Raw genomic sequence first — 23,879 nt, 5'->3', positions numbered from 1 at the left:
CCGACAGCACCCCCGGAGTTGCCCCTCCGGGGGTGCGCCGTTAGGTGACGGGGTGGGTCAGTCCTGTTCGGAGGTGAAGCCGTAAGCGGCGTCCAGCTCCGCTTTCACGTCCGTGCACTTGCCGGCCTCGATCCGGTCGTAGACCCGCTGGCCCTTCTCGACGTTCTCCGGGGTGGTCAGGTCGATCGGCTGCTGCACGTTCTCATCGGGCATGCGGACTCCTGACGTGTCGTAGGGGGTGGACCCGGGCCGGCCGATGCCGGCGTCGCGGCTCCCCACACCCCGCCCGTACGACCAGCGCGCATGGCGTGGGTCGGACGGACGAGGGAGGCAACCGGCCGCAGCGCTAGCCGCTGCGATGGCAGGAAGAAAGCGGATCGGATTGACCGCGAGCGCACACTCCGCTCACGGGCCGGGATGGCGTACTGGCGCCCGCCGGCCGATCCACCGCGGCGGCGCCCACAGACTTCGTCGGTGCACTGGATTTCCCATCAGTCGAGGTCAACAGGGGTGAAGCACTGCAAGGGGGACCGCGTCCCCACCCTCCGGCCGTTGCTCGCGGTCGCCGGGCCACCTCGCCAGACCGGGCCGAAGCCCTGGTTGCTCCCCTGGCCTTTGACGGGATTGCAGCGTCCCCGCCCTGTGCATTCGTGCAGGTCAAGCGGCGCTCCCCGGAGGACCGAGAAGACCGCTCATTGACTAGCTTGCACTAGTCTGCTGTGGTGCACAACCTTCGTGAGGTGATGCGCGCTAGTTCGCTGTGCTGGGTACGCTCAGAGCATGACTGTCACAGGAGGGCCGAAGCCGAAAGCGGTGCAGGTCGCGGACGCACTTCGGGACGACATCAAGAAGATGAAGCCGGGGGACAAGCTCCCGTCACAGCGCGAGTTGATCGACCGCTTCGGGTTCGCGAGCCAGACCATCCAGAACGGCTTGGCAGCCCTCCGGGCCGAAGGGTTGATCGTGTCGGCTGGAAACCTCGGCAACTTCGTCAGCGACGGGACCTCCCCCAGCAGCAACGTGCGCGACGACATCAAGGAAATCCGCTCCCAGATTCAAGCGTTGACTGAACGGGTGGCAGCCCTCGAAGAACGCTCCGCCCCGAGTGGCGCGTGATCTGCAACAAGCGTGCCGTGAACGGGAGTTGTGAGGTAAGTGACAGCTTAGGGACGGCGCGGCAGAGGTGGGGACATGTCCGGTGACACCCCGGTGTCCTCTTCCCTGTCCCCCTGACTCGCGGGCGAGACTCGGAGTAGGCACTCGAAGGAGGGCGCATGACCGACGACAGGCCCGCATGGGCACGGCGCATCGCGGCTGAGCGAACGGCGCGCGACTGGTCGCAACGGGACGCAGTCAGGGCACTGCGAGCGCACGCTCCTACGGAGCTGCCTGCGGAAGAAAGCATGATCCGCCAGTGGAAGCGCTGGGAGTCAGGACAGACCCCGAACGACTTCTACCAACCGATCATCGCGGCCCTCTTCGGCACGGTGACGCGCGCGCTCTTCCCAGCACCCTCGCGGCGGGACGGAGACGGGGAAATTCTGGCAGCGTCCGGCATGGAGACGCTGGAGATCGTGAGCCGCCTCAACCGGTCCGACGTCGACAACGCCACGCTCGATGCACTGCGGATCACAACAGACCGGCTCGCCTCGGAGTACCCGTTCATGCCGAGCGAGCAGCTCCTCCTCGAGGGCCGTCAGTGGCTCCGTCGTGTCGTGGACCTCCATACGAAGAGCCTGACGCTCGCACAGCATCGAGAGGTGCTGGCACTCTCAGGTTGGCTGGCACTGCTGGTCGGCTGTGTCGAGTACGACACGGGTGACCGCCACGCAGCCGAGTCGACGCGGCAGGCCGCGCTGTCGCTCGCGACTGAGGCTGACCATGCAGAGGTCGCCGGGTGGGCACACGAGATGCGTGCATGGTTCGCGCTCACGACTGGCGACTACCGCGGCGTCATCGCGGCGGCGCAGGCCGGAGCCGAAAGGGCACAGCACCATGGCGTTGCCGTCCAGCTCGCAGCCCAGGAAGCCAAGGCATGGGCTCGGATCGGGGACCGCCGGCAGGTCGAGGTGGCCCTGGACAAGGGACGGCGCTTGCTCGAAGGTATGCCGTACCCAGAGAACCTGGACAACCACTTCGTGGTAGACCCTGCCAAGTTCGACTTCTACGCGATGGACTGCTACCGCCTTGTCGGCGAAGACAAGCTCGCGCGCACACTTGCCGAAGAGGTTTTGAGGGCTGGAACCGACTTCGACGGTACCGAGCGCTCTCCGATGCGCAACGCGGAAGCTCGCGTCACGCTGGGCGTCACGGCGGCACGCGATGGCGACTTGGAGCAGGCCTTGACGATGGGCGCTCGGGCCCTGGAGGGCGACCGCCAATCGGTGCCCTCGCTAGTCATGACCAGCCGTGAGCTTGCTGCCGAGATGCGGCGTCGCTACGCCGCAGAGCCTGCGGCGCAGGACTACCTCAACCGACTTCAGTCATTGGCACAGGAGAAGCCTGGCTTCCTGCCTCGGTGAGGCTCAGACTGGACAAGCTTCAGCCCGGGGTTAACCCCGGGCTCTTCCTTTCGGCGGAACGACGGAATCTAACAAAGTTAGTACACCTCAGCGAAAGCTTCCCTACCTCATCAAGCCCCGGCTGCGCTCCGCTCCGCCGGGCGTGCTTCCCGGCTCCGCTTCGCGCGCCGCTCCCGCCTTCGGCCCGCTCCGCGCGGGCTGCGCCGACGCGCGCCCACATATGTATAGGGCCCGACGGCCATGAGGTGAGCACTGCGGAGCGCAGCCTACGGCCAGGACAATGCCCCCGGCGGGGGATCGGCCGGCACCGGGATGGAGAGGGCGGCGACCTAACCGTGCAGTAGCTTGAGCCGATCGTGGAGCAGTGGATAGTCAGACACGGGGCGGATTGGCTTAGGTTCGGCACCATCCAGGTCGACGGGGGCAGGTTTCACGGCGGCCAAGACGTCCGCTACAAGCCTTTTGAGGTCCTCGTCATCGAGAGCAATGACGTAACCCCGCCCATCCCTGGCAGTGTCGCGGCAGCGGCGCAAGAAGAGGTCCTTGTCTTCGAATGAGCGGCACGAAAGGATACCGAACTCGCCACGGAGAGTCGAGAACCGAGAGGAGAGTTGATCAAGTTCCGGGTTGGTGACGTCTTTGCCGTAGTTCTTGCACTCAACAAACACATACCGGCTTTGAATCCTGTGCCGGGTCAGGTAGCGGAAGAACCCGTCCCTCGCGGTATTTGTGTATGTGATGTCAATCCGCTTGCGCCCATCGTGGATTTCAGTCTCCTTGTCCGACATGGAGAGTGAGGGGTAGAAGATGGCAGTCAGCAGGGCTTCGACGGCATCGTGGTAGCGCGTTGCGTCCGGTTTACCGGGCGGAACGTCTAGAACCGCCTGCAGTAGTTGCTCATAGTCAGGCATCGGAGTGTCTGCCGTGTCAGACAGCTCCCTGTGGGACAGCGGCTGGGGGGCCACTTCCCTCTTAACGGCCCGGTAGTGCTCATACACGGATGGCCGCTTAAGCGTTTCGCGCGTGACGTCAGGTTTTGTGCTGCCGTACTTCTGCTTGATCTGCTTTTTGGTGACAATTACCTTACCGCGGGAGCGAACTGTATCTGCAAGACCCCTAAGGGCAAACTTGGCCTCCTCTTCTTGGAGTACTGGCACCAGATGGTTCCGATAGTACTCGCTGCGAGACATATGCATGGAGCGGCGCACGATCATCTTGGGCACCAGGAGCAATTTATTACCATCGGGGGTCGGCAGCTCCGTGAAGCCGTTCTCCCACTCCAAGGTGTTTGGGTTCCAAACCGGTCCGCTCACGACACCCTCCTCCAGGGGGATGTCGAAGAGTTCCGCCATCTGCTGGGTGTAGGTGATGAGGGGGCCACGGATGATATTTGTCGTGATGTCGGAGACGATGTCCATGTCGACACCGTCGATGAAGAAGGCTGTATCTTCGAGGTCTTGGATTAGCCCAGTTTTCGCAGCTTCACTTTCTGCGAGCTTCTGCGCGAACGCGGCCCCCATTTTGCTTCCGAAGCCCCTGCCTGCGCTCGGGCCACGGGAGATCCCCAGGTGCGTCTCATTGGGTTCGCGGAGTTGGCTTAGCAGATAAACCGTTCGCCGCTTATCGTTCGAGCGAACAGAATCAAGCACGCTGTCGAAGAAGGTTTCGAGCATTTTGAGGCATTGCTTGCCCCAGTCGTCCTCAAGATACCGGATCAATCCAGGGTCTACGTATACCCGAATGTCATTTACAGTGTCCACGTCTACAAAATCAAGCGTGCCCTGGGTTCGTCCCAACCGGTAGTACTCGGAGACGCGCGCCATGACTTCCCCCCTGCTTTCGTTGGACTTCCCACCCCTGCGTATTTTCTCTTGGCCGGCCCCGGCTGTACAGCACGCGTCTGCTGCGCGCATCTGCCTACCGCAGGGTCGCCATCCACTGATGCTACGGCCCGCCACTGACAATGGTCTGGGGGCGCAATCGAAATAGATCACACGTTTGAATCGACCGCAGCGCTATCTCGGTGTGCAGCCTGCGCTGAGGGGGTTGAGCGGTGTGCACCGGACTGCGAGAACCAGCTGATGGCCCGCGCCTCCGCCGTCCACCACACTAGGATGCGCGAGTCCAACTCGCGGGCCCACCGGGCCAGCAGCGAGATCATGGTGGGCCTGGCCGACCAGATGATCGCCGTGTGGGACGGCCAACCGGCCCGCGGCTACGGCGGAACCGCCGACGTCGTCGCATACGCGCACCGTGTCGGCGTACCTGTGCGGATCGTGTGGCCCGAGGGCACTACCCGGGACTGACTCGGGCTCAGCCCCGGCCCGCGTCTCCACCCCGCGCACCTACGCCGACCCTCAGAGCCTTTCGCCGTCGCCCAGGCGAGTAGGCACCTCAATCTCCTCCGGCGCACGCTCCTCCGGCCTCATGAGGCGAACAGAAAATGGTCGTGTATCTCCACCTGCCCGCTCCTTCTCCTCCCAATCCAGGCAACGCTCAGTGATGAATATTTGCCAAACAAACTCGAACACGAACGCAAAGCAAGCTAGGCCGAAAGCCAGCCACCACGCCCAGTTAGCACCCCACCCAGGAAACACAGCCAATGCCAATCCGGCGAATAGGGCAAGGACGCCAAAAGTATACGCCCATTTTGCGTGACCGTGCCACTTATCGAACCCATCCCAGTGGGCTCGCTGCTCTTCAACCAGGCGGGGAAGATAGTTTCGGTGCAGCCCTTCGGGCCACCAATCCAGCATCTCTTTCGGAGTCGTGATGTAAACCCGAGCCCAGTAGGTGGCGTGCACGGCGAATATGAACATGCCTGCTGCAGCGACGAAGGCCGCTACCGACAAGCCCACCAAAGGCGGCGCTCCCGTCTTCCTCACAGTAACCAAGACGATCGCAGCGGTTAGTGAGAAGCCAGCGAGGAACGGCGATCCTACAGAGCTGGCCATAAGAACTGACTTCGGGTAGCCAAAGTGGATGGGAACTTTCCAGGTCTGCGCTCGCCGATTCTTCCAAGCTGCTGCACTGAATTCCTGTACGTCGTCTCCCCCATCACCCGGGCCAGCGCCTTCATCCTGCTCTTGGGGGGCGTCTTGGTTTAGGGTCTCCTCTTGGGAGGCGTCTATGCGTTGCGTTCGATCAGAGTTGTCATCAGCTGTCATCAGCTGCCTCCGCATTGTCCCTCTCCCTTCCAGCTTCGCGCTGCACTCGGACCAACGCACCTTGGGGAGGATCAGCTGTTCAACGACCCGCTCAGGTCTGGCCTGGGACCGAACGCTCGCCCGCAGCGAGGGTGGGAGATCGGCCACCTGGTTCCCGGTAAGCGGGGGCTTACAGCGGCTAACACAATGAGCTGAGTTGTCGGTGGGCGATCAGGCAGCAGGCAAGTTTGAGGAACGCTTCGTGGATGTCGGCTCTGCGTTCCCAGCGGATCCGCAGACGTCGGAAGCCGTGCAGCCACGCGAAGCTTCTCTCGATCACCCAGCGGTAGGTGCCCAGTCCGGTGCCGTGTCGTGTTCTGCGGCGGGCGATCGCCGGGATGATGCCGCGTTTGCGGACCTGGTCGCGGTAGATGTCGTGGTCGTAGCCCTGGTCGGCGAACAGCGAGTCGGGTTTGCGGCGCGGTCGTCCAACCCGGCCGCGGACGGGCGGGATCGCGTCGAGCAAGGGCAGGAGCTGGGTGACGTCGTGCGGTTGCCGCTGGTCAGCAGGACGGCGAGCGGGGTGCCGTGTCCGTCGGTGATGAGGTGGTGTTTCGAGCCGGCCCGGCCGCGGTCGACCGGCGAGGGGCCCGTGTGGTGCCCCCTTTTAGGGCTCTGACATGTGAGGAGTCGACCACGCAGCGGGACCAGTCCCGCCGCGAGGCTGCGTTCAGTTCGGCCAGCAGGACCTCGTGGAGCCGTTGCCACACGCCGGCCTCGTTCCAGTCCCGCAGCCGTCGCCAGCAGGTCATGCCCGAGCCGAAGCCCAGCTCCTTCAGGAGGTACTCCCACTGGATGCCGGTGTGCAACACGTACAGGATCCCGCACAGCACCTCGCGGTCCGGTAACGCCTTGCGACCCGGGTACCGAAAGCGACGCTCACGCTGCGGCAGCAGCGGCTCCAGGCGGTCCCACAGCTCATCCGACACGATCCACGGCGATGTCCCTACACCAGGCCGAACGCTCAGCTCCCGCCCCAGACACGGTCATCAGGACCGATCCACCTCATTGTGTTAGTCGTTGTTACAGGCGCACGTCAGAATGCGACGAGCAGGCCCGGACCATTCCTTAGGGAGACCTCTGGGGAGTGAGCGGGGAGTGGATCAAGGGAATTGAGATTCGCCGCACCCATGTCAACCAACGCATACCAAGGCTCTGACTTGCCCAGATACTCAGCGATCCTGGTCAGCGATCGCTCCGCACATTATTCGGGACGAAGAGGTCGTGGGTTCAAATCCCGCCACCCCGACAGCCGAAACACCAGTTCAGGGCCGGTTTCCTTTCACGGGAAACCGGCCCTGACTCGTTCCACAGGCTCCGGGCGGGGGATCATGCCGCATCCCTGGGTCGGCAGGTGCGGATCGACCGGTCCAGGGCGCTTCGGATGGTGGTCCGGCACTCGACCGCCGACAGCCCGGCCGCCTCTCCCGCCCCCTGAATCGCCTCCTCCGCCACGTCCCGCGGGATCTCGCCCCAAGCCACGAAGCGCCCCAGCGCGCGGGCGCTCACCAGAAGCTGCTTGTTCCGGCCGCCCTCCGGCCCCCCGGCCTCGGGGGTGCCCCTGACGACGGCCGCCTCACGCTCCAACGCCACCTGGGCCCGCCGGGTGGTCCGGCCGGGCACGAGCAGCGGCGCGGGCGCCACGGCAGGCTTGAGCGGCTCGATCAGCAGCGAGGTGCGGCAGCGCGGCCACGGGCGCGTCTTCCAGCACCTCGTAGGCACCCTCGGGGAGGGTGCTGCCGGGCGCGACGACGTAGCCGCCCACGCCCGGGTGTCGATGTGCGGCCCGAGCCGGTTGACGCTGCTGGGCAGCCTCCCGCCTGTCGGGGCGGCGAAGTACAGGTGCCGTCCCCCGCTCGGGGTCCGCACCTGGTAGGTGGGCGGAAGGTGCTCGCCGGCGCGCTCGCAGAGCGCGCTTAGGGATGCCGGACCCCGAGAACCTGGACAACCACTTTTGGTGGACCCAGCCAAGTTCGACTTCTACGCGATGGACTGCTACCGCCTGGTCGGCGAGGACAAGCTTGCCCGCACGCTCGCCGAAGAGGTTCTGAGGGCAGGAACGGACTTCGACGGCACCGAGCGTTCGCCGATGCGAAACGCGGAAGCGCGGGTCACGCTCGGAGTCACGGCGGCGCGGGAGGGCGACTTGGAGCAGGCACTCATCATGGGTGAGCGGGCTCTCGAAGGGGACCGTCAGTCGGTGCCGTCGCTCATCATGACCAGCCGCGAACTCGCTGCCGATATGAGGCGCCGGTACAGCTCCGAACCGGCGGCACAGGACTATCTCGCGCGGCTTCTCTCGTTGGCACAGGAGAAGCCCGGTTTCATACCACGATGAACCTGAGCACAAGAATCCAGCCCGGGGCCTAGGCCCGGGCTGTTCCTATTTCTCTCGGACAGCATGGGACACGGCTACCGCGGGCCACGTTCCTCAGAGGCCACCCTCGGAAGAGTAGATGGGGAGTGGATCAAGAAAATGAAATTAAGCCGCACCCACGCCAACCAACCCATACCGAGGCTCTGGCCTGCCCGTTAGTCAACTATCTGGGTCAGTGATCTTTCCGTACATTATTCTGGACATGGTGCGCTCGACGACCGACGCCTTCAGCATGCTCGACGGCAAGTTCAGCAGTGGCCACGCCCGGCGTGCACTGATTCAGCACCTGCACAGAGATGTCCGACCCATGGAAGCACGGCCGCGCCTGATTGAGCTAGCTCACCCATGCCATCCGGCATACCGGCCAGCCACGTCCCCCACCGGCCACGCTAGCGCCGCCGTAACCAATACAGAGCCTGGCTCAGCCACATCCCCCGTAACTGCGGAACGGTATTGCTATCTATGGACGCTGTATCCCCCGGAGCGAGTCAAGGATGTCGAGCCCCCGACGGGCGTTACGGCCATATACCAGCAAAAGCGAAAGGATCGCCGACAGGCCTGCCGCATAAACCATCAGGGCATCGGGAACACCAAACAGCTTTGCCGTTGCCACGCCGGACGTCGTCAAGACCGCCACGGCTGCCATGCGAAGCGGCTCATAATCCCTAACAGGATCGAGCCCGACTAGCTGCGCGTCATCCAGTAGCGCACCGAAGCGACCTTCAGCGCATCGATCAGAGATCTTCAAGAGCAACGACGCTAGCTCTTGTACACCTCGCTCCGGTTCGACGTGAACCTGCATCTGCGCCTTACGCAACGCCGCAATGACGAGGCCTGCATGGCGTTTCATTTCGCGTCTTTCATGACCTCTTGCGGACACAGAGCGCCTCGCCCCTCGGATAGCACCTTCAAGGGCAACTCCTGGCCGGGCAAACCTGGCGAGGTGAATTTGTTCTGCCCCCGACAAGCTGTATGCCTTAGCGCATACTGCTGCATGCCGAAGCGAAATGACCACAGGCCAGTATCTCTTTTCGGCCCATCTTGCACTGCTTGTCAGTTGATAATAGCGTAGCGAGCTTGGACTCCAGTCAAGGTAATCCATAGCGATAGCATTCCACACTGCCCTGGCAAAATGAATTGCCAACATCACCCATAGGATCAGAAGGGCGGAATGATTAAGCAATTTCTCAAGGTCTGCACGAGGTACCCCGTGCAGACCATTCCACCACTGCACCACTGGACGCCACGGACCGGGTAAAGCTACCGCCACAATCCATTTAACTACCGAATCGACAGGTGAAAACACCCATACAGGAGTCAGAGTTAAAGAAATAAAGAGAGCTGCGATAGCGGTTCGACTTACACGCAATTGGGCGCGAGCATTGAACCAGGCTTCTAGAGCGTCACGAGTGTCAGCAGGCAAACCCCTTCCGGGGTACAGAGTGTCTATTTCTTCGATCCGTGTAGCGTAACTATTCATGAGGTGGTGCGCTAGGCGTCGCACATACGTACGCACCCACGGGATCTTCATGAGGATTACCAACATGCTCGTCAGGATGCCAGCGCCACCCCCGTAGCCGCCGGTAGTCCGACCAAGAGGGGACCCATACCCCCCGCCGGCTAGTAAACCAGCAGCACTTCGTCACACCTCGTTGTCCTGTTCTATGTCCAGTGCGCCGGCGTACGCGCCCCCTCCTGAACGCCCTTGGACGCCCACGCGGACAGTTGGAAAGTGGGGGGACAACTACTCACCGGTCGAAGGCTCACACCCTCCGCTAGCGCTTCGCCGGACGCAACGCCGAATGCCCTCACCTTCGGCAGTGGGGCCGTTGTACGCATCCTGTGCCACCCTGACGGCGGACCCGGGGGAGTGAGCGGGGAGTGGATCAAGGAATCCATGCGGATCGCCACCCATCGGAACCAACTCATACCAACACCCTGACCTGCACAGGAGTGAAGCGCTTCTGGCCAGCGATCTTTCCGCGCATTATTCGGGACGAAGAGGTCGTGGGTTCAAATCCCGCCACCCCGACGCTGGTCAGAGGCCACTTACGAATTTTCGTAAGTGGCCTCTGACGTGTCTGGGGGCCAAACAGGGGCCGAAGGCTTCGATCGAGCCTCGCAGGCGGTTGCCTCGCGTCGCCGGGCAAGGATCAGGCCCATGGCTTCCGCACTCCGGCGCCGAGCTCTGCTCGCACAAGGCGCGGCGTGATCCTCGACGGCGGGGTTCCCCGCTCCCCTGTTCCTGTCAGGATTCATGTCAGGGCCCCTGTCAGGGAAGCGGGTGCCGGGTTCCTACTGGACGTTGACGAAGTCGCTGGCCGATGTCGCGGCGTCGGTGGCCGTGGTACCCGCGTAGGAGAAGCGGTAGTACCCGTCGCTCGTCGCGGTCGTGGTGGCCGTCACGGCTCCGCCGGAGCCGCTGGTGACGGCCTTGAGGGTGGTGTACGTGCTGGTGCCCGACTTGCGGAACTGGAGCTTCACCGACACGTTGCTCAGGCCCGCGTACGCGTGGGTCTCCCAGTCGGCGCGGCTGAGCGCGCCCTTGACCGTGATGGTCCGGCCATGGGCCACCGGCTCGGGCGAGGCGTTCGCGGTCAGCGTGGTGTTGCGCTTGATGTGCAGGGAGGCGGCGTATCCGTCGGTGACGGAACCGCTCGAGCGGCCGTACGCGATGGCGTACGCGTGCCAGGTGCCCGCATAGGAGTTCTTGGTCATGGCGGCCTTCGGGTCCACGGTGAAGTGGACCGTGCACGTCGAGGTCTGGTCACTGGTCGCCACGCAGGAGCCCGATCCCTCCTCGGCGGGCACCAGAACGCCGTCCCTGCCCTGGTCGTCGAAGGAGGTGCCGTGCCACAGGGCGACCCAGCCGCCGGTGACGCCGTACGGGTCGGTCGCGGTCACCGTGGCGGTGAACGACTGCTTGGCGGAGGTCCCGAGGACGATGTCCTTGCCGCCGTTGACGACGACCTTCGTGATCGTCGTGTCGTCGCCGGTCATGGGCCCCGCGTGCGCCTGCGCGGCGGCGGGGAACACCAGAGCCGAAGAGAGAACCAGGGCGCCGGACAGAGCGGCGACCGAAGCGCGTATGCGCATTTTGCATCCCCACGGTGAGAAGAAGGGCCCCCGCGGGACGGCTCCCGACAAGAGCCTATGGGCGCACGCATCGTACAGATTCGTTCGAGCCATAACGAGATGCGGGGATCCCCCGATTCCCCCGATTCCCCCGATTCCCCCGATTCCCCCGACGGCCTTACGGAACTGACGCCGCACGTTCGCTGATCCGACGGCCGTCCAGGACGGCTGGGGACCGAACACCGTTCCACGGCGTCGCGTCTCGCCCTGGCCCGTGCCCTGGCGCGACTGACTGCGCCGTTCGGACGCGCACGGATCGCTTGGCTGCCCGCGGAGGCAACTTCGAGTCGACAGCCCTCCAGGCGTCCACACGCCACCGGTCGACGCGCCTGGGGGATCCCTCACGGGCCCGCCACCGCCCAGGCCCCCCTGAGGCGATCAGTGAGGCCAGGGGGCGCGCCGGACCACAGGGGAGGCCGGGAGTGGCCGCTGCGTGGCCGGACTTCAGCCGGTCCGGCCACGTGCCGCACATCGGTGGGGCGAAGGACTGCTCAGCGCACGTCGACGAAGTCGCCGGTGGCCGTGGCGGGGGGCGTGGTGCTGGTGCCGGTGAAGGAGTAGCGCCAGTAGCCGTCGGCGGAGGCGGTGACCGTGGTCCTCAGACTGCCCGTGCTGTCCGTGGACACGGTTTTGACCGTGCTGTACGTGCTGCTGCCGGCCTTGCGGAACTGCAGTTCGACCGGCTGCCCGGTGTATCCGTGGTACTGGTGGTCTTCCCAGTTCGCCCGGGTCAGCTTGCCCGTGACCGTGAGCTTCGCGCCCTTGGCGACCGGTTCCGGCGAGGCGTTGACCGTGAGCTTGGAGTAGCGCTGGACGTGGAAGGTGCCGACGTCCGTCCGCTTCGCGGAGTCGCCGTCCTTGGCCTTCGCGTAGGCGCCGATGTGCCAGGTGCCCGCCAGCGCGTTGTAGTGCAGGTCGTACTCGGGGACCACGGTGTACGTCGACGTGCAGGTGACCGTGGTGCCCGACGTGCACACGGTGTCGGCGTCCGAGTCCTGGGTCCAGAAGGCGTCCGGGTCGCTCCACGTGCCGTGGTAGAGGTACGTCTGCCCGGACGCTATGCCGGCCGGGTCGGAGGCGGTGAACGTGACCTTGAAGGTCACCTTGTTCGTCGTACCGACGGCGACGTCCTTGCCGCCGTTCACGACCACGTGAGACACCTCGGTGTCGCCCACCACCGTGTCCGCGTGCGCCGCGGGGACGGTGAGGGCGGCGAGTGCCAGCGCACCGGACAAAGCGGTACCGATGGCGAATCTGTGCATGAGTTCCCTCAGGAAAATGGGGCCTGTTGCCTGGGTAGGCGTCGGCAGGTGAACGAACTGTAGGCGCTCCCCCTGTGCCCGTCACGCGGCTGTTCCGGGCCGCTACAGGCCCACGTCGCGACTGCGGATGTCCTCCAGGGATTCGCGGCGCACCAGGAGACGGGCGTGGCCGTCGCGTACGGCCACCACCGGCGGGCGGCCGACCAGGTTGTAGCCGGAGGCCATCGACAGGTGGTAGGCACCGGCCACCGGTACGGCGAGCAGGTCGCCGGGGTGTACGTCGGCGGGGAGTTGCGCGTCGGCGGCCAGGACGTCCCCCGCCTCGCAGTGCCGGCCCACGACGGTGACCCGGGCCGGGTCCGCCGTGCTGTGCCGGCCGATCAGGCGCGGCGCGTAGCGGACGCCGTACAGGGCCGGGCGCGGGTTGTCGCTCATGCCGCCGTCGACGGCGACGAAGACGTGGCCGCCCGTGCGCTTCACGGCCAGGACGCGGTACAGGGCGATACCGGCGGGGCCCGCGATCGCCCGGCCCGGCTCGATGATCAGGCGGGGGACGGGGAGCCCGGCCGTGGCGCAGGCGCCGGCGAGTTCCGTGCGGATCCTGCGGGCCAGCGCCGTCAGGTCCAGGGCCGCCTCGCCGGGGCGGTAGGCGATGCCGTGGCCGCCGCCGAGGTCGAGTTCGGGCAGGACCAGGCCGTGCTGCTCGTGCAGGCGGGCCATCAGGCCGACCAGCCGGCGTACGGCGACGAGGTACGGCTTGACGCTGGTGATCTGGGAGCCCAGGTGGCAGTGCAGGCCGGTGAGTTCGAGCTGCGGCTGGTCGAGGATGCGGGTGATGGCGTGCTGGGCGTAGCCGTCGGCGATGGACAGGCCGAACTTCTGGTCGTCCGTGCCGGTGCGGATCTTCTCGTGCCCGCCGGCCGCGATCGCGGGCACGACCCGGACCATGACCTTCTGGTGGCCGTCCGGGCCGACGGCGGCGGCCAGCCGCGCGATCTCGGCGGGGCTGTCGATGACGATCCGGCCCACTCCGAGGCGCAGGGCGGTGTCCAGGTCGTGCGGGGACTTGGCGTTGCCGTGCAGCACGATCCGCTCGGGCGGGAAGCCGGTGGTGACGGCGAGTTCGAGCTCGCCGGCGGAGCAGACGTCGAGGCCGAGTCCCTCCTCGGCCGTCCAGTGGGCCATGGCCCGGCACAGGAACGCCTTGGCCGCGTACAGGACCTCGGCGTCGGGGAAGGCGTTCCGATAGGTACGGCAGCGGTCGCGGACCTCGGCCTCGTCCAGGACGTAGACGGGAGTGCCGAAGCGGTCGGCGATCTCGGCGAGCGGTACGCCGCCGACGGTGAGGCGGCCGTGTGACGGTTCGGTGGTGGAGGCGGGCCACAGCGACAGGCCGCCGGCGGTGGTGGGTTCGTGCACCGTGGTCATCGTTCCCGCTCCCTCACGCGGCCCGCAGGACGGGCGATTCGGATGTGACCGGTGTGGCGGCCGGGGCGGTGAACTGCGGGTCCACCGTGAGCGTGGTGACGCCGAGCGGCGTGGTCAGCGCGCGCAGGGCGGGCTCGGCGAGCCGGATCCACGGCTGGCCGGGGCCGAGCGTGGCGGTCAGCCGGCGCTCGGCGGTGAAGCCGACGGCCGTGCGGTCGCCGAGCGGGGTGCGGAAGAGCCGGGCCGCGTATCCGGAGGGTCCCGGCCGGACCGGGACGTACAGGGGTCCGGCCGGGAACGGATCGGCGGGTTCGGGGTCTTCGCCGAGACGGAGTTCTGTCATGGGGTGCCTCCCGTAGGGCGGGGAGCGAGGGATCTGGGGTGCCCCGGACGCGGGGAGGCGGGCCGGGGCGCGGTGCCGACGTTATGCCCGGCGGCGGGGGGCCGCGGGGTCGCCCTGACGGGACGCTGACGGTGACTCGGTCGACCTTGACGGGACGCTGACGGGCGCGGGGCAGGGGCGGACACGGGCCGTCAGAGTGGTGTCAGGAAGGGATGTACCGACTGTGCGGGAGCGGGGTGAGCAGGTGTGATGGGAGGGATTTCCAGGAGGAGCCATGTCCGAGTACCGCCCCGGTTCGGCCGCCCGGGTCGTGGTGGGAGTGAGCGGCTCGCTGGACGGTGCGGCCGTCCTGAGCCGGGCCGCCGCCGAGGCCGGGCGCCGGGGGGCCGAGCTCTGGCCGGTGCTGGCCTGGGAGCCGCCCGAGGGGGATCCCGCCGCCCGCAGGTTCCCGTCCGCGACCGCCTTGGTCCCCGAGTGGGAGCGGCTGGCGCGGGAGCGGCTCGTCGGGGCGTTGCACGGGGTGTTCGGCGGCACGGACACCGGGCTCCCCGGACAGGCGCTCGTCGTACGGGGCGCGCCGGGGCCGGCGCTGGTGCGGACCGCCGGCCGCGAGGACGACGTCCTCGTCGTGGGCGCGGGCCGGCGGGGCCGGTGGCACCGGGCGCTGTGGCCGTCGGTCGGCCGGTACTGCCTGGCGCACGCCATGTGCCCCGTCCTCGCGGTGCCGCCGTCGCCGCTGCGGGCGGAGCTGGCGGCGGTGCGGCGCCGGAACGCCTGGACCCTGGGCCGCGCATGGCCCCGCGTGTGACGGCCGCTCATCCCTCGAAGCGGTAGCCCATGCCGGGCTCGGTGATCAGATAGCGGGGCCGGGAGGGGTCCGTCTCCAGCTTGCGGCGCAGCTGGGCCATGTAGACCCGCAGGTAGTTGGTCTTGTTGCGCTGCGAGACCCCCCAGACCTCCTGCAGCAGCTGTCCCTGGGTGATCAGCCGGCCGGGGTGCGTCACCAGGATCTCCAGCAGGTGCCATTCGGTCGGGGTGAGCCGGACGTCCCGGCCCTCCCGTACGGCCTTCTTGGCGAGCAGGTCGATCGTGAAGTCGTCCGTCTCGACCAGAGTCGTCTCGGGGACGAGGGGGGTGTCCCCGGTACGGCGGACGGCGGCCCGCAGCCGGGCGAGCAGTTCGTCCATGCTGAACGGCTTGGTGATGTAGTCGTCGGCGCCGGCGTCCAGCGCGGCCACCTTCTCGTCGGAGCCCTGCCGGGCGGACAGGACCAGGACCGGCACCCGGCTCCAGCCCCGCAGGCCCCTGATGATGTCGACGCCGTCCATGTCGGGCAGGCCGAGGTCCAGCAGGACCGCGTCGGGCTGGCGCGCGGCGGCGAGCCGGAGGGCCGTCGCTCCGTCGGGGGCGGAGTCGACGCCGTAGTGACGTGCCTGCAAGTTGATGACGAGGGCCCGTACGAGCTGCGGGTCGTCCTCCACCACGAGCACCCGGGTCATGGGAGTGTGCCTCTCCTGTCATGCCTGCGGGAGCCGGCGGCCCGGGGTGCTTCCCCGGACCGCCGGCTCCCGTCACGGTTCGCACGAGGACGTCACCGCTGTGCCGTGAGGTCCTTGAGCGCGATGTTGAGTTCGAGGACGTTCACGCGGGGTTCGCCCATGAAGCCCAGGGTGCGGCCGGTGGTGTGGTCCGCGACCAGCTTCTCCACCCGGGCGACGGACAGGCCGTTCCGCGCGGCGACCCGGTGCACCTGCAGCTCGGCGTAGGCCGGGGAGATGTCCGGGTCCAGGCCCGAGCCCGAGGAGGTGACCGCGTCGGCGGGGACCTGGGAGGGCCTGATGGTGTACCCGGGCACCGAGTTGTCCTTCACTACGGCGGCCTTGGCGTCCTCGACCTGCTTGACCAGCACCTCGCTGTCCGCGGAGAGGTTGGTGGCGCCGGACAGGACCAGCTTGTAGCGCGTGTTGGCGCTGTTGGTGCCGAGGCCGTTCGCGGGGCGGGACCGGAAGTACCGGAGGCCGTAACCCTGTTGTCCGATCAGGGACGAGCCGACGACCTTGCCGTCCGCCCTGACCTCGGAGCCGTTCGCCCGGCCGGCGAAGAGCGCCTGGGCCACACCGGTGACGGCCAGCGGGTAGAGGACGCCGGTGAGCACGGTCAGCACCAGCAGTGCCCGCAGGCCCGCGCCCAGCAACCGGGCTGTGTTCGCGAAGGAGTTGTTCATGGTGATCAGCACGCCTTTGAAGAGTCACAGCCCGGGGATGAGGGAGATGAGCAGGTCGATGACCTTGATGCCGATGAACGGTGCGACCAGGCCGCCGAGGCCGTAGATCCCGAGGTTGCGCCGCAGCATCCTGTCGGCGCTCATCGGCCGGTAGCGCACGCCCTTCAGGGACAGCGGCACCAGCGCGATGATGATCAGCGCGTTGAAGACGACGGCCGACAGGATCGCGGAGTCGGGCGAGGACAGGTGCATGATGTTCAGCTTGTCCAGGCCCGGGTAGACCGCCGCGAACAGCGCCGGGATGATCGCGAAGTACTTCGCGACGTCGTTGGCGATGGAGAACGTCGTCAACGCGCCCCGGGTGATCAGCAGTTGCTTGCCGATCTCGACGATCTCGATGAGCTTGGTCGGGTCGGAGTCGAGGTCGACCATGTTGCCGGCCTCCTTGGCGGCCGACGTACCCGTGTTCATGGCCACGCCGACGTCCGCCTGCGCGAGGGCCGGGGCGTCGTTGGTGCCGTCACCGGTCATCGCGACCAGCTTGCCGCCCGCCTGCTCCCGCTTGATGAGGGCCATCTTGTCCTCGGGGGTGGCCTCGGCGAGGAAGTCGTCGACGCCCGCCTCCTCGGCGATCGCCTTCGCGGTCAGCGGGTTGTCCCCCGTGATCATGACCGTCTTGATGCCCATGCGGCGCAGCTCCTCGAACCGCTCCCGCATGCCCTCCTTGACCACGTCCTTCAGGTGGATGACGCCCAGCACGCGGGCGCCGTCCGCGTCCTCGACCGCGACCAGCAGCGGGGTGCCGCCGGCCTCGGAGATCCGATCGGTCAGCTCCTGGGCGTCCGCAGCGACCTCGCCGCCCTGTTCCCCGACCCAGGCGATGACCGAGGCGGTCGCACCCTTGCGGATCTTGCGCCCGCCGACGTCCACCCCGGACATCCGGGTCTGTGCGGTGAAGGCGATCCACTCGGCGCCGGCCAGCTCGCCCTGGTGCCGCTCGCGCAGTCCGTACCGCTCCTTCGCCAGGACGACCACGGACCGGCCCTCGGGCGTCTCGTCGGCCAGCGACGACAGCTGGGCGGCGTCGGCGACCTCGGCCTCCGTCGTCCCGCGCACCGGCAGGAACTCGGCGGCCCGGCGGTTGCCGAGGGTGATGGTGCCGGTCTTGTCCAGGAGCAGCGTGGAGACGTCACCCGCGGCCTCGACCGCGCGGCCGGACATGGCGAGGACGTTGCGCTGGACGAGGCGGTCCATGCCCGCGATGCCGATCGCGGACAGCAGGGCGCCGATGGTGGTCGGGATCAGGCAGACCAGCAGGGCGACCAGCACGACCATCGTCAGGTGCGTGCCCGCGTAGTCGGCGAGCGGCGGCAGTGTGGCGCAGGCCAGCAGGAACACGATGGTCAGCGAGGCGAGCAGGATGTTCAGCGCGATCTCGTTGGGCGTCTTCTGCCGGGCGGCGCCCTCGACCAGGTTGATCATCCGGTCGATGAAGGTCTCGCCCGGCTCGGTCGTGATCCTGATGACGATCCGGTCGGAGAGGACCTTCGTCCCGCCGGTGACGGCCGACCGGTCGCCGCCGGACTCCCGGATCACCGGCGCGGACTCGCCGGTGATCGCCGACTCGTCCACGGACGCCACGCCCTCGACGACGTCGCCGTCACCGGGGATCACGTCGCCGGCCTCGCAGACCACCAGGTCACCGATGGTCAGCGCGGTGCCGGGGACCTGTTCCTCCGACGTGCCGTCCGCCAGGAGCCGGCGGGCGACGGTGTCGGTCTTGGCCTTGCGCAGGGTGTCGGCCTGCGCCTTGCCGCGGCCCTCGGCGACCGCCTCCGCCAGGTTGGCGAAGACGACCGTCAGCCACAGCCAGGCGCTGATGGTCCAGCCGAACCAGTCGCCCGGGTCCTTGAGGGAGAAGACCGTGGTCAGGACGGATCCGATCCACACCACGAACATCACGGGCGACTTGACCATCACCCGCGGATCGAGCTTGCGGAACGCCTCCGGCAGGGACCTGACCAGTGCCTTGGGATCGAAGAGGCCGCCGCCGACACGGCCCTCGGCGGGCTGGTGCAAGGTGGGCGCGTCCTGGTGGGGCGCGAGGGTGGGGGTGGACATGGAGTCCTCTGGGTTCTCTGTGCGGGTGGTCATCACGCCAGCCCTTCCGCGAGCGGGCCCAGCGCCAGGGCGGGGAAGTAGGTGAGACCGGTGATGATGAGGATCGCGCCGACCAGCAGGCCGGTGAACAGTGGCTTCTCCGTGCGCAGGGTGCCCGCGGTGACCGGGACCGGCTGCTGCTTGGCGAGCGAGCCGGCCAGGGCCAGGACGAACACCATCGGCAGGAAGCGGCCGAGCAGCATCGCGAGCCCGGTCATGGTGTTGAACCAGTCGGTGTTCGCGTTCAGGCCGGCGAAGGCCGAGCCGTTGTTGTTCGCCGCGGAGGTGAAGGCGTACAGCACCTCGGAGAACCCGTGCGCGCCGGAGTTCAGCATCGAGTGCGGCGGGGTGGGCAGCGCCATCGAGGCCGCCGTGAAGACCAGCACCAGGGCGGGGGTGATCAGGATGTAGCAGGCGGCGAGTTTCATCTCCCGTCCGCCGATCTTCTTGCCCAGGTACTCCGGCGTACGGCCCACCATCAGACCGGCGATGAACACCGCGATCACGGCCATGATCAGCATGCCGTACAGGCCCGAGCCGGTACCGCCGGGCGCGATCTCGCCCAGCATCATGCTCAGCATCGTGATGCCCCCGCCCAGCCCGGTGAAGGAGGAGTGGAAGGAGTCCACCGCACCGGTCGAGGTCAGGGTCGTGGACACGGCGAAGATCGAGGAGCCGCCGATGCCGAAGCGGACCTCCTTGCCCTCCATCGCCCCGCCGGCCGCCTGGAGCGCCGGGCCGTGATGGGCGAACTCGGCCCACATCATCAGCGCGGTGAAGCCCAGCCAGATCGTGAACATCGTGGCGAGGATCGCGTAGCCCTGCTTCACGCTGCCGACCATCACACCGAACGTGCGGGTCAGCGAGAACGGGATCACCAGGATCAGGAAGACCTCGAAGAGGTTGGTGAAGGGGGTCGGGTTCTCGAAGGGGTGGGCGGAGTTGGCGTTGAAGACGCCACCGCCGTTGGTGCCCAGCTCCTTGATCGCCTCCGTCGAGGCCACCGCGCCGCCGTTCCACTGCTGCGAGCCGCCCATGAACTGCCCGACCTCGTGGATGCCGGAGAAGTTCTGGATCGCGCCGCAGGCGACCAGGACCACCGCGGCGACGGCCGTCGTCGGCACCAGGATCCGCAGCGTGCCACGCACCAGGTCGGCCCAGAAATTGCCCAGTTCACCGGTACGCGAGCGCGCGAATCCACGCACCAGCGCGACGGCCACGGCCATGCCGACGGCGGCAGAGACGAAGTTCTGCACCGCCAGACCGGCGGTCTGCACGACGTGCCCCATGGTCTGCTCGCCGTAGTACGACTGCCAGTTGGTGTTCGTCACGAACGACACGGCCGTGTTGAACGACTGCGCCGGATTCACGGAGGCGAAGTGCAGCGAGCCGGGCAGCACGCCCTGCAGCCGCTGCAGCAGATAGAGGAAGAGGACACCGGCCGCCGAGAAGGCCAGCACCCCGCGCAGATACGCGGGCCAGGTCATCTCGGTGTCGGCGTCGGCACCGATGCCCCGGTAGATCCACCTCTCCACCCGCAGATGCCGGGTGGAGGAGTAGACCCGGGCCATGCAGGTGCCGGCGGGAATGTGGACGAGTGCCAGCGCGCCTGTCAGGGCGATCAGCTGGAGCACGCCCGCGAGTACGGGACCCATGGCAGCGCTCAGAACCTCTCCGGGAAGATCAGGGCGAGGACGAGATAGCCCAGCAGGGCGACGGCCACGACCAGGCCGACGACGTTCTCGGCGGTCACAGCTTCGTCACCCCCTTGGCGACGAGGGCCACCAGTGCGAAACCCGCGAGCACGGTGACGACGAAGGCCAGATCGGCCATCGCGAACTCCTGGAGTGAGGTTCGGTGGAACGGACGATTCGAGGAAAGCGCCCCTATGGCCGGATCCGGTCGCCCGTTGACGCCTCTCATACGTCCGCGCTCACGGCTTTGACGGGTCTCTTACGGAGACGACCGGACCTGGGGCGGTCGGCCTGCGCCGGTCGCCGGGCGGCCCCGCTGGTTAGTCTTCGGGGCGTGACGACCGAGCTGACCCTGCTGTCCCGAGTCGCCTGCCGTGGGCGGGAGATCACCGCACCCCGGCTGCGCGGGCTGCTCGCCCTGCTCGCGGCGGACCTGCGCACCGGCTGCAGCACGGGCCGGCTCGTGGAGGGGCTGTGGGCGGACGAGCTGCCCGAGCGGCCGGGCAAGGCGGTGCAGATCCTCGTGTCACGACTCAGGGCCCAGCTGGGCGCCGAGCTGGTCGTGAGCACCCCGGCCGGGTACCGGCTGGCGCTCAAGGAGACGCAGGTCGACAGTTCCGCGCTGCTGCTGCACGAAGCGGCGAGCGCCGAGCACGCCCGGGCCGGGGACCACGCGGGAGCCCTGTCCCGGGCCGAGTCCGGGCTGGCGCTGTGGGACGGGAGCGTGGGCGCCGGGGCGGGAGAGGACCTGCACGATCCGGTGGCCGCGCTGCGGGCCGACCGGGCCCGGACCCACCGTGCGCTGGTCCGCTCCCGGGCGCTCGCGCTGGCCCGGCTCGGGCGGCGAGAAGAGGCCGCGGCGCCTCTGGCCGGCCTGGCCCAGGAGCTGCCGCGGGACGAGGAGGTGCTGGCGGAGCTGCTGCGCTGCGAGGCGGCCACCGCCGGCCGGGCCGCCGCGCTGACCCGGTACGACGGCTATCGCCGGGCGCTGCGGGACGACCTGGGCACCGACCCCGGCCGCCCTCTCAAGGCCGTCTACCAGGAGTTGCTGAGCGCGGACGCGCCGCCGGTCCGGCACGGCGTGCCGCACGAGCCGAACCCGCTGCTGGGCCGGGACGCCGACCTCGCCGCCGTGACCGGGCTGCTGCGCGAGGCCCGCGTGGTCACCGTCGTCGGTCCTGGCGGGCTGGGCAAGACCCGCCTCTCCCACGCGGTGAGCCGGGCGGCCGAGCAGCCCGTGGTGCACTTCGTCCCGCTGGCCGGCGTCACCGCCGACGACGACGTGGCCGGTGAGGTGGCCTCGGCGGTCGGCGCGGGAGACGGCCGGCCGTACGCCAGCGGCGGCGACGTGCTGAGCGGCATCGTCGGCGCACTGGGCGCCGGGCCCGCGCTGCTGGTGCTGGACAACTGCGAACAGGTCGTCGCGGGCGCGGCGGCCCTCGTCCAGGCGCTGGTGTCGCGGTCCAGGGAGCTGCGGGTCCTGGCCACCAGCCGGGCCCCGCTCGGGCTGACGTCGGAGTCGGTGTACGCCCTGCCGGAGCTCTCCCAGGCCACCTCCGTCGAGCTCTTCGTGCAGCGGGCGCGGGCCGCGCGACCCGGCGTGGAGCTGCCCGCGGCACTGGTCGGCGAGATCTGCCGGCACCTGGACGGGCTGCCGCTCGCCGTGGAACTGGCCGCGGCCCGGGTGCGGGTGCTCTCCGTGGCCGACATCTCCCGCAGGCTGCGGGACCGGTTCTCGCTGCTGCGCGGCGGCAGCCGCGACGCACCTGAGCGGCATCGCACCCTGCGCGCCGTGGTCGACTGGAGCTGGAACCTCCTGGAACCCGACGGCCGGGCCGCCCTGCGCGCCCTGTCCGTGTTCCCCGGCGGCTTCACCGAGGACGCGGCGGAGTACGTGCTCGGCGACACCGGGGACGCGCTGGCGCTGCTGGAGCAACTGGCCGGGCAGTCCCTGATCAAGGTGGGCGAGAGCCCTTCCGGGGTGCGGTTCCACATGCTGGAGACGCTGCGCGAGTTCGGTGCCGACCAGCGGGCCGCGGCCGGTGAGGAGGAGACGGTGACGGGCCGGTTCCTCGCCTGGGCGCGGGACTTCGGCCGGGCCCACCACGACCTGCTCTTCAGCCGTGATCCGGTGCCCGCCTGGGCCCGGATCCGCGCCGAGCAGGACAACCTCGTGCTCGCCCTGCGGCACGCGCTGACCCGCGCCGACGGACCCACCACCGCCGCCGTCACCGCCGTACTGTCGTCCCTGTGGTCCACCGGCTCCAGCTACGCCCGGCTGGCCTCGCTGGCCGCCGACACCGCGGGCCCCCTGTCCCACTTCCGGCCCGAGGACCCCGAGGACGTGGAACCGGCCCGCAGCGCGGCGGCGATGTGCGCGGCGAGTCTCTTCATGGGCCACGGCCCGCACGCCGTACGCCAGTTGGTGACGCTGCGTCGGCTGCCGCCCGCCCCGCCGGACACCGTGGTACGGGCTCTGTCCACCGTGCTGTGCGCCGTACCGGAGATACGGCCGCCGGAGTTCGCCCGGCTCCAGGAGCTGTGCGAGGCCGACGAGCCGATGCTGGCGGGCATGGCCGCGGGCGTCGCCAGCTATGTCTGGGAGGCCGGGCACGACACGGAGCGGGCGCTGGACAGCGCCCGCCGGATGGTCGACGCGCTCGCCCCGCTGGACAACCCGGCCATGCGGCTGCTCAGCCACGGCCGGGTCAGCGAGCTGTGCCTGCAATCCGAGCGGGGTGCGGAGGCGTACGACCATCTGCGGGCCGCCCTGGGCGCGCTGGACGCGTTCGGCGACTGGTCGGACTCGATCGGCGTCCGCTGGGGGCTGGTGCTGGCCTGTCTGCACCGGGGCGAGATCGACGAGGCCGAGCACTGGCTGGGCCTCGCCGCCCTGGACCAGCCGCCGGAGTCGGACGGGATGTACAGCCCGGAGCTGGCGGCCAGGGCGGAGATCGCGCTGGCCCGGGGACTGACCGAGGTCGGGCTCGGGCTGTGGCGCCGGGCGGCCGAGCATGTGCGGAAGATCAGTGCGCGGTACGCCGCCGACGACCCGTTCGTGGACCCGTGGGCGCTGCAGGTGCAGGCGGCCGCCGTGGCCGCGCACGCGCTGCACGGCCGGCCGGAACCGGTCGCCGGGCTCACCGGGGAGTTGCGGACACGGCTGCTCGGGCTGTTGTCCGGTGTCCCGGCCGGCGGCTCGCCGGTCGACGGGTCTCCGGTGGAACTGCCGGTGTACGGCACGGTGTTGCTGGCGCTCGGGCACGCCGGGCTGGCCCAGGGCGACCCGGCGGCCGTACGGCTGGTGGCGCTGGCGGAACGGATGCCGGTGGTACGGGAGTTCCCCACCCTGTCACTGACCCGGTCCCGAAAGGCGGCCGAGAACGCCGACGGGGCGGCGTACGCCGACGCGAGGTCGAGGTACGCCGCCCTGGGGCGGGAGGAACTGCGGGCGGAGGCGCGGCGGGAACTGGTGAACGCCGGGGGCTGATCGCGCCCGCAGGGGCGCGGGGAACTGCGCGGACAACC

At 68.3% G+C, this 23,879-nt stretch carries 20 protein-coding genes and 3 pseudogenes; 6 read left to right on the top strand and 17 right to left on the bottom strand.

Translation table 11 applies throughout. The features are described 5' to 3' along the window. Nucleotides 1–57: 57 nt before the first annotated feature. Nucleotides 58–213 carry a hypothetical protein gene (locus IO33_RS51185; protein ID WP_167349452.1) on the bottom strand — a complete coding sequence of 52 codons (156 nt, stop codon included), beginning with the start codon at nt 211–213 and terminating at the stop codon, nt 58–60. Between the two features lie 567 nt (nt 214–780). On the opposite strand from IO33_RS51185, the gene IO33_RS0115180 reads away from it, so the two are divergent. Both IO33_RS0115180 and IO33_RS0115175 read left to right on the top strand, forming a co-directional pair. Then, complete coding sequence (locus IO33_RS0115180; RefSeq protein ID WP_245235793.1) at nt 781–1,116, top strand: GntR family transcriptional regulator; 336 nt, start codon at nt 781–783, stop codon at nt 1,114–1,116. 158 nt (nt 1,117–1,274) lie between these two features. Beyond that, entirely contained in the window at nt 1,275–2,522 is a 1,248-nt protein-coding gene (locus tag IO33_RS0115175; RefSeq protein ID WP_031164867.1) for an NsdA family TPR-like regulatory protein, read from the top strand. A 329-nt stretch (nt 2,523–2,851) separates the two neighbouring features. Here IO33_RS0115175 and IO33_RS0115170 read toward each other — a convergent pair whose 3' ends face one another. Beyond that, the gene (locus IO33_RS0115170) at nt 2,852–4,435 is read right to left on the bottom strand and encodes a hypothetical protein (protein ID WP_245235792.1); all 1,584 of its coding nucleotides are present in this window, start codon (nt 4,433–4,435) and stop codon (nt 2,852–2,854) included. A gap of 165 nt (nt 4,436–4,600) precedes the next feature. Here IO33_RS0115170 and IO33_RS0115165 point away from each other — a divergent pair. Then, a pseudogene (locus IO33_RS0115165) lies at nt 4,601–4,828 on the top strand (hypothetical protein); the annotation flags it as partial. Nucleotides 4,829–4,879: 51 nt separating this feature from the next. Here IO33_RS0115165 and IO33_RS50405 read toward each other — a convergent pair. The 4 genes and pseudogenes from IO33_RS50405 to IO33_RS53790 all read right to left on the bottom strand — a co-directional run. Beyond that, the gene (locus IO33_RS50405; RefSeq protein WP_157857854.1) at nt 4,880–5,689 is read right to left on the bottom strand and encodes a hypothetical protein; all 810 of its coding nucleotides are present in this window, start codon (nt 5,687–5,689) and stop codon (nt 4,880–4,882) included. A gap of 178 nt (nt 5,690–5,867) precedes the next feature. Next, nucleotides 5,868–6,660 (bottom strand): annotated as a pseudogene (locus IO33_RS47310) (IS5 family transposase). Between the two features lie 397 nt (nt 6,661–7,057). Then, complete coding sequence (locus IO33_RS44160; RefSeq protein ID WP_342448269.1) at nt 7,058–7,450, bottom strand: hypothetical protein; 393 nt, start codon at nt 7,448–7,450, stop codon at nt 7,058–7,060. Between the two features lie 60 nt (nt 7,451–7,510). Next, nucleotides 7,511–7,699 (bottom strand): annotated as a pseudogene (locus IO33_RS53790) (bifunctional DNA primase/polymerase); the annotation flags it as partial. Between IO33_RS53790 and IO33_RS44155 the strand changes: the two are divergent. After that, nucleotides 7,686–8,066, top strand: coding sequence for a hypothetical protein (locus tag IO33_RS44155; RefSeq protein ID WP_051926743.1), 381 nt, complete (start codon nt 7,686–7,688; stop codon nt 8,064–8,066). The pseudogene IO33_RS53790 and the gene IO33_RS44155 sit on opposite strands and share 14 nt — an antisense overlap. A 499-nt stretch (nt 8,067–8,565) precedes the next feature. Here the strand turns inward: IO33_RS44155 and IO33_RS50400 are convergent, their stop codons facing one another. From IO33_RS50400 to IO33_RS0115120, 5 genes are all read right to left on the bottom strand, one after another. Next, on the bottom strand, nt 8,566–8,955 hold the full coding sequence (locus IO33_RS50400) for a hypothetical protein (protein ID WP_157857853.1): 390 nt from the start codon (nt 8,953–8,955) through the stop codon (nt 8,566–8,568). A 1,445-nt stretch (nt 8,956–10,400) separates the two neighbouring features. Then, nucleotides 10,401–11,201 carry a DUF5707 domain-containing protein gene (locus tag IO33_RS0115135; protein WP_031164853.1) on the bottom strand — a complete coding sequence of 267 codons (801 nt, stop codon included), beginning with the start codon at nt 11,199–11,201 and terminating at the stop codon, nt 10,401–10,403. 530 nt (nt 11,202–11,731) lie between these two features. Continuing rightward, a complete protein-coding gene (locus IO33_RS0115130; RefSeq protein WP_031164851.1) occupies nt 11,732–12,502 on the bottom strand; it encodes a hypothetical protein in 771 nt (256 codons plus the stop codon). A 102-nt stretch (nt 12,503–12,604) separates the two neighbouring features. Next, a complete protein-coding gene (gene lysA / locus IO33_RS0115125; RefSeq protein WP_031164848.1) occupies nt 12,605–13,930 on the bottom strand; it encodes a diaminopimelate decarboxylase in 1,326 nt (441 codons plus the stop codon). Between the two features lie 13 nt (nt 13,931–13,943). Next, entirely contained in the window at nt 13,944–14,273 is a 330-nt protein-coding gene (locus IO33_RS0115120) for an SAV_915 family protein (RefSeq protein ID WP_031164846.1), read from the bottom strand. Nucleotides 14,274–14,547: 274 nt separating this feature from the next. Between IO33_RS0115120 and IO33_RS0115115 the strand changes: the two genes are divergently transcribed. Then, on the top strand, nt 14,548–15,081 hold the full coding sequence (locus IO33_RS0115115; protein WP_031164844.1) for a universal stress protein: 534 nt from the start codon (nt 14,548–14,550) through the stop codon (nt 15,079–15,081). Nucleotides 15,082–15,088: 7 nt separating this feature from the next. Here IO33_RS0115115 and IO33_RS0115110 read toward each other — a convergent pair whose 3' ends face one another. The 6 genes from IO33_RS0115110 to IO33_RS50395 form a co-directional block, all read right to left on the bottom strand. After that, a complete protein-coding gene (locus IO33_RS0115110; RefSeq protein ID WP_031164842.1) occupies nt 15,089–15,772 on the bottom strand; it encodes a response regulator in 684 nt (227 codons plus the stop codon). Nucleotides 15,773–15,864: 92 nt separating this feature from the next. Next, nucleotides 15,865–16,497: a potassium-transporting ATPase subunit C gene (locus IO33_RS0115105; protein ID WP_031164840.1), complete on the bottom strand. Its 633-nt coding sequence runs from the start codon at nt 16,495–16,497 to the stop codon at nt 15,865–15,867. 24 nt (nt 16,498–16,521) lie between these two features. Next, entirely contained in the window at nt 16,522–18,651 is a 2,130-nt protein-coding gene (kdpB, locus tag IO33_RS0115100) for a potassium-transporting ATPase subunit KdpB (protein ID WP_031164838.1), read from the bottom strand. Beyond that, entirely contained in the window at nt 18,651–20,312 is a 1,662-nt protein-coding gene (gene kdpA, locus IO33_RS0115095) for a potassium-transporting ATPase subunit KdpA (RefSeq protein ID WP_031164835.1), read from the bottom strand. Before kdpA ends, kdpB begins: the two co-directional genes overlap by 1 nt. Before the next feature lie 8 nt (nt 20,313–20,320). Then, complete coding sequence (gene kdpF / locus IO33_RS46620) at nt 20,321–20,410, bottom strand: K(+)-transporting ATPase subunit F (protein ID WP_009326374.1); 90 nt, start codon at nt 20,408–20,410, stop codon at nt 20,321–20,323. Next, complete coding sequence (locus IO33_RS50395) at nt 20,407–20,580, bottom strand: hypothetical protein (protein ID WP_157857852.1); 174 nt, start codon at nt 20,578–20,580, stop codon at nt 20,407–20,409. Before IO33_RS50395 ends, kdpF begins: the two co-directional genes overlap by 4 nt. Nucleotides 20,581–20,685: 105 nt before the next feature. Between IO33_RS50395 and IO33_RS0115080 the strand changes: the two genes are divergently transcribed. Further along, entirely contained in the window at nt 20,686–23,841 is a 3,156-nt protein-coding gene (locus tag IO33_RS0115080; RefSeq protein WP_031164832.1) for an ATP-binding protein, read from the top strand. The last annotated feature ends 38 nt before the right edge of the window (nt 23,842–23,879 follow it).

It is taken from the genome of Streptomyces durhamensis (assembly GCF_000725475.1).
Taxonomy (GTDB): domain Bacteria; phylum Actinomycetota; class Actinomycetes; order Streptomycetales; family Streptomycetaceae; genus Streptomyces; species Streptomyces filipinensis.
Note: the sequence above shows the minus strand (reverse complement) of the source record. Positions and strands in the feature narration are given on the sequence as shown.